This window comes from Roseobacter sinensis, assembly GCF_025755255.1.
GTDB classification, from domain to species: Bacteria; Pseudomonadota; Alphaproteobacteria; order Rhodobacterales; family Rhodobacteraceae; genus Roseobacter; species Roseobacter sinensis.
This window is the reverse complement of sequence record NZ_JALIEB010000049.1, coordinates 1-5802: the sequence shown is the minus strand read 5'-3', so window position 1 is coordinate 5802 and position 5802 is coordinate 1. Positions and strand designations below refer to the sequence as shown.

Annotated in this window: 4 protein-coding genes; 3 read left to right on the top strand and 1 reads right to left on the bottom strand. The window is 54.8% G+C overall.

What is annotated here, in order from left to right; all coding sequences use genetic code 11:
• Positions 1-176: 176 nt before the first annotated feature.
• The 3 genes from MUB52_RS23750 to MUB52_RS23740 all read left to right on the top strand — a co-directional run bounded on the left by MUB52_RS23750 (position 177) and on the right by MUB52_RS23740 (position 3782).
• Positions 177-1124, top strand: a complete 948-nt coding sequence (locus MUB52_RS23750; protein WP_263846640.1) for a hypothetical protein — start codon at positions 177-179, stop codon at positions 1122-1124.
• Between the two features lie 704 nt (positions 1125-1828).
• Entirely contained in the window at positions 1829-2521 is a 693-nt protein-coding gene (locus MUB52_RS23745; protein WP_263846639.1) for a DUF3592 domain-containing protein, read from the top strand.
• A 226-nt stretch (positions 2522-2747) separates the two neighbouring features.
• Positions 2748-3782 carry an IS110 family RNA-guided transposase gene (locus MUB52_RS23740; protein ID WP_263846638.1) on the top strand — a complete coding sequence of 345 codons (1035 nt, stop codon included), beginning with the start codon at positions 2748-2750 and terminating at the stop codon, positions 3780-3782.
• 405 nt (positions 3783-4187) lie between these two features.
• Here the strand turns inward: MUB52_RS23740 and MUB52_RS23735 are convergent, their stop codons facing one another.
• Positions 4188-4988 carry a serine hydrolase domain-containing protein gene (locus tag MUB52_RS23735; protein WP_318527465.1) on the bottom strand — a complete coding sequence of 267 codons (801 nt, stop codon included), beginning with the start codon at positions 4986-4988 and terminating at the stop codon, positions 4188-4190.
• Positions 4989-5802: the final 814 nt, after the last annotated feature.

Here is a 5802-nt window from a genome sequence, read left to right as displayed (position 1 = left end):
ACATGCGGCCACCGGTGCCAGAAACCCTATTAGAGAAACGGCTGATCAGTGGCCCAGCAACAGGGGGCTAGACAATTTGGCTTCTGCCATCTTCTGAGAAAAGTGGATTTTTTGTCGATTTCAGACGTTTCGCACGTTGGCTAGCTCAAGTGGATGACCGGCCTGGCACTACACCGGTGCTTGACCTTGTTCGCAATTTTGTCGAGTCGCATTATCCGATTGGACCAGGAGAGAAAGTACTTGGCCGAAGTTGCAAAGCTCGCAAAGTTCATTCCGTGATGACGGCTTCGCGGCAGTATGGCATCCAATATCTGCGGTTGCGTCACTTGTTTCAGGGCATGACTACAAGCGACAGTTTCACTCAGCTACCGCCCCCTAACTCACGTGAACAAGTGCCCGCCAAAGTCTATGACCCTTGGTTGAAGCGATACGCTGAGACTATCAATCCTAAGTCTGCCGCGCGTTTGCTTGGTGTGAAGTATGAGGTTTTTATCAAGCTTCGTGACGCCGGATGGGTAAAGCCGTTTGTCTCGGTGGAAGGGACTGTGGATCGCTACGACGCCGATGAACTCCAACGACTACTAGACCATGTATTTCAAAATGCGACGCCGGTTGCTGATTTGGAGGCAGATCAGATCAGTTTCTTGGCTAGCCCGATGCATTGCCGGTGCGACAGCTTGGACGTTTTGCGCCTTGTTTGCGAGGGACAACTGCGAACTGTTCTTCGACGGGTTGGGAAAAGCGGCCTATCCGGGCTTTGCATATCAAAGATGGAAGTCCTCGACGCTTTGGAAGGCCCTCCACTGAACGGGTTCACGAAAGAGCAGCTGCGCTGGAAATGGCGGGTCAGTTCGTCAACCGTCACCTATCTTGTAAACTCAGGTTTTGTTAGTGCGCGACGAACGAGACACCCCAGAAATCGTAAGTTCCTTAGTCTCGTGCATAAGGATGAGGTCCAGCGTTTTGAAAAGAAATACAAGACTTTGGGCTGTCTGTCGGCCGAGCACGAGATGCAGCCGATCAAGCTTGCTGCAAAACTGACTGATTTAAAGGTGAAACCGATCAACTTACCGAAGGGTCTAAGTCGCGTTTATCGGCGATCCGATATTGATGGCGTCTTGTAAGGCACCGGGTCATACCGCGAGAAAGGCCAGCAATCGCTGGCCTTTTTTGTATTCCTTGATGTGGCAATTCTTGCTGACAGAAGTGGTAAGAGACATGACTCGGTAAGGGTTCAAGGGCTATATATTTCAATAAGTTACGTTAGAGAGTGTGGTAAACCCAGATGACTCCTCACACTTGTGACGACTCGTGATGTTTGATCATTCTGGTCATGTTTTTGGTCATTATGGTCACTAAGTTTGGTCATTCGCCGGTTTCAGTGTGTTGGCTGGCGGAAATGCCTGGCAACAGCCAGCAAGTGCGCAATCGCCTCTAGCCTGCCATTGACCAAGGGTACACATCGCTGAGATGGCGCCTGTCGATCCTGCCATTCGCTGCGACTGGAAAATCTCGGCGAAAGCGAAATCACAGTCTGCGGACTTTGCTGTCTTTCATTGCGGCCACGCCGTTGTAGGCTTCTGAAGAACCAAACAACTTGTTTGGTCGCCAAGTTGACAGATCCCAGCGATTCATTGACCGCGGAAGTATTGGAATGCGATGGTCAGCTTCACCTGAACGTAGTCCGACACACTGACGACCAAGTCCATACGCCGCCTAAATTTGCCGATACATTTAGTCTTCACGACAGCCTTGTCCACCAGCAACCAAATTTCGCTATATTAACTCTCCGATGCTCTGGAGAACTGGCCAGAAAAAGAAGTGGGTTATGAAAGAAATTCGAAATCGCCCCCGAAGCTGGTTTGGCATGTACTGCAGGCTTTTGGGGGTCTATGGCTGGCTGTATTGGATCTTGCTCTTGGTCGGCTTCTTCGTCCTCTGGAACAATGCCTCGGAGTGGAGCCAGCTTGACGCTTCGTCCGAAACGGTTTCGGCTGAGATTGTCGACGTCGCCTACCGCCTCCCGCTCTCGCAGGCCGTCACCTTTGGCTACACGGTGGACGGCGTGGACTACGAAGGTACGCTTCGGATGGCCGCCGAAAGTTTTGATCAGACCGATATCGGGCGGCGAGTAGACATCCAATATCTACCAGATGATCCGAAGGTGTTTGACCTGATAGATAGTGAACGACTTGGACGATCCGTCGTTGTTTCTTTTTTCCTCGCGGTCGCATTGCTGTTTCTGCCCATCAAGATTTTCCTATTTGGCCGCAAGGCCTCGCGAGCAATCAAAGCACGCGATCAAGGACAGCGGATAACGGCGCGTGTCACCGGGTATCGGAAGCGCAGCGGCTTCTGGTCTTTGGTGTGGCAGCGGGCCGACGGACACGAAGGAGAGTCCTTGTCCTATCTCGAGGAGGAAGTGAAAGCCTGGCCTGTTGGCGACAAAATCTATGTCTATGTTCTTGGAAATGATTGCTGGTGGAAAAAGGATGTTGGGCCGCGTGACGTGTCTGCATAGCCTCCAACCGCGTCTCCAGCAGTACTCTGCTCACGGACGTGAGATGAGCGAAACTGAACGTGCAAAACGGGCTCACTGCGGACCTAGGAGCCCGCGCAGCATGAGTGATCGCGCGGCTCTATTGCCCTTCGAGGACGGCCCATAGCATGCGTAATTGGGCTGACCCTGAACTGAGGTCGAGCTCCCGATAGGATCACAGAACAACTGTGAGCAAGGGAGAAAGACGATGGAGTATTTTACCGGACTGGATGTGTCGTTGAGATCGTGCGCACTGTGCATTGTGGATGCGAGGGGTCGTGTTGCTTTTGAGCGTGAACTGGCCTGCGAAGTCGATGAGATTGCCGAGACTCTGAAGAGCTTCGCTCACCCGATTGCGCGGATCGGGTTTGAGGCTGGCACGATGAGCCAGCATTTGTACTACGGGCTTAAGAACAATGGCTTTGATGTCGTCTGCATGGAAGCTCGCCAGGTCAGTGCCGCCCTGTCCGCAATGCGGAACAAGACGGACAAGAACGATGCCCGTGGCATTGCCCACATCCTGAGAACTGGTTGGTTTAGCCCGGTTCACATGAAGAGCCGTGAGTCGCACGGCTCGCGCGCCCTGCTGAGTTGCCGAAAAGCCCTACTCAACAAGACAATCGATCTGGCGAACGAGGTTCGGGGCCTCCTGAAGATCTTTGGACTGCGCCTGCCCAAGACTGTCCAGCATGGCAGCTTCGATGGTATCGTACGCCCGCTGATCGAAGCCGACGAGGTCTTGGCGCACGCCATGTTGCCGCTATTGGATGCCCGGCTCGAGATATATCGGCAGTTCCTCGATCTGGATCGACGGGTCAAACATGCGGCCCGGAATGACAACGTTTGTTTGCGGATGATGACGGTGCCAGGTGTCGGCCCGATAGCTGCGCTGACCTTCAAGGCTGCCATTGATGATCCGGCGCGCTTCAAAAGCTCCCGCACTGTCGCTGCGCACTTTGGCCTGACGCCACGACGATACCAGTCGGGGGAGCATGACAATCCGGGGCGCATATCTCGAGCGGGCGACCGAGACGTTCGTGCAACTCTGTACGCTGCGGCCAATGCGCTTCTGATGCGAACCATGGCGGGGTCTCAAATCAAATCTTGGGGGATGCGTCTGGTGCGTACCAAAGGTCGCCGTCGCGCTGTTGTCGCTGTTGCGCGTAAACTAGCTGTTCTGCTCCACCGCATGTGGGCAGACGGTACCGAGTTCCGTCCGGTGAAGGCGGAGGGCACAGCATGATCTGAACCGCTCAACATTAGAACCGAACGGGGTCGTCCTCACCGGACGAGGTCTGTGGATGAAGCCGAATATGTCTCTTGCGCCTTCAAGCGCGTCCCAAAGCAAGGTTCTCCACTGCCAATCCGACACATGCGTGCAGCGATGTCCCACGCGGCATCACCCAGACTGCGAAGAGAAGCGTGACCCGGATGAGCGACCACGATCCGAAACAACGAAGGAAAACGAGCTTGACCCAAACGCCCAATTAGAGAAGGAGACATCCGTGACGACAGTCGCGGCGGCACCGCGACATCGCCAGCGGGGACCTTACTCACTCCCCTTCTGAAACGAACCGGGGCCAAAGCCTCTTTCATGCAATATCGCGTGAGATTGCTCCAGACATTGAAACCGGCATCAGAGTTTTCGCTAATACAAGTCGAGCACCGGGCCCTCAAGAAGCTGCATGAGGTCTCCGAAGTAGCCCCCTGATCGGGCGGGCATCGTCGGGTCAGACGTGATGGCAACGGCGAGCCCGCGTACAGGATGGAACGCAATGATTTGCCCGCCGTAGCCTCTGGCAAAGACATACCCCGAGCGGGACAGGAACCAGCCGTAGCCATAGGAGAGACCAGACCAGGGCGATCGAGTGTGGGCTTTCGTTGAAACTGTGATCCAATTACTGGATATCACCTGTTTTCCTTCGAAACGACCGTTGTCCCGCATCATCTTCGCGATCTTCAGCATGCCCGTTGGAGACAGCGCCATCTCATTTCCACCCAAATAGTAACCTTGGGGATCGCGCGGCCACGACGGTACCGAGATGCCAAGAGGTTCACCGAGGCGGCTTTGCACCAAGGCCAAAAGGCTCTGGCCTGTCGTTTCCGTAAGCACCGCGCCAAGGATATGCGTCGAACCAGTGGAGTAAAGCATCCGTTCCCCAGGTTGAGCGACCATCGGGCGCGTCAGGGCGTGGGCCAACCAGTTTGGTGAATTGACCCAGGCTCCGTAGTTCGGTCCCGACGTGCGCTCCAGACCTGCTCTCAGCGTCACAAGGTCCTCAAGCGTGATATCGGCAACTCCTGCTGTCGCACCCGCCGGAAGAATACCAGGGGCCACCTCTCCCAAGGTGACGTAGACTGAGGCGATAATGCCACGATCAATTGCCGATCCGAGAATTAGGGCCACAATACTTTTGGAGCAGGATTTGATGTTCGCAAGCTCCTCCAAGCCCGGTCCACGCGGCGCTTGTGCGAAAACGAGCTATTCGTGGCGCAGTACCTGCAAGGAGTGAAGCTGCGGGAGGCTATCAATCGCTGCGCGAAGTCCGGCCTCACACGCCATTACGAGATACGGTGCGGCCAGGGCCGTACACGCAGAAACTAAAAGGCGCCGACGGTGGAACATTAGCCATACATGGCAGTGATGGTTCAACAATCCATGACCATGTTGTCACGAACGCGTGGGCCGCGCGCGACAACAGTCAAGAAATGCATCAACGCGATCTGCATTTTTTCGACCCGTTTCAGACTTTGGCGCAGATCGCAGCACTAGTTACTCGGGCTTCAAATCTGAGATCGGAGTGTGTGCAGCGTCGCGACGAGGGCGGACCTCTGTACCATCAGGCATCGGCCCATACCGGAAATTGAGCGCCCGTCAAAATGCTGCATCTGCGCACGCATTGCCGACATTCGCCGCAAGAGCAAAACCTAGTGCGGGTTGAACTCACAGTCTGCGGACTTTCCCGTCATTCGGTTTTCGCATTTTGCTGACGCAGCATTTGCTCGCAGTCGCGGCACATTTGTTGTTGCAACGCAGCGTGTGTCGCCATTCCGGCCATTCAAGAGGATTGTTTTGGGTGGAACCGAAATTGAGCTTTCGCTTCATGGCGTTTGGACACGAAAGACGCGGGACAAACAGGTTGCTCGCTGCGACTGCGCGAATGGCGGCCTCACGATAAAACAGCACTAGGGTCAGGACCCATTGATTTCCTTTGAGTGGCATGATTCATCGGTCGAAAATCGAATGGTGATATGAGCGATCT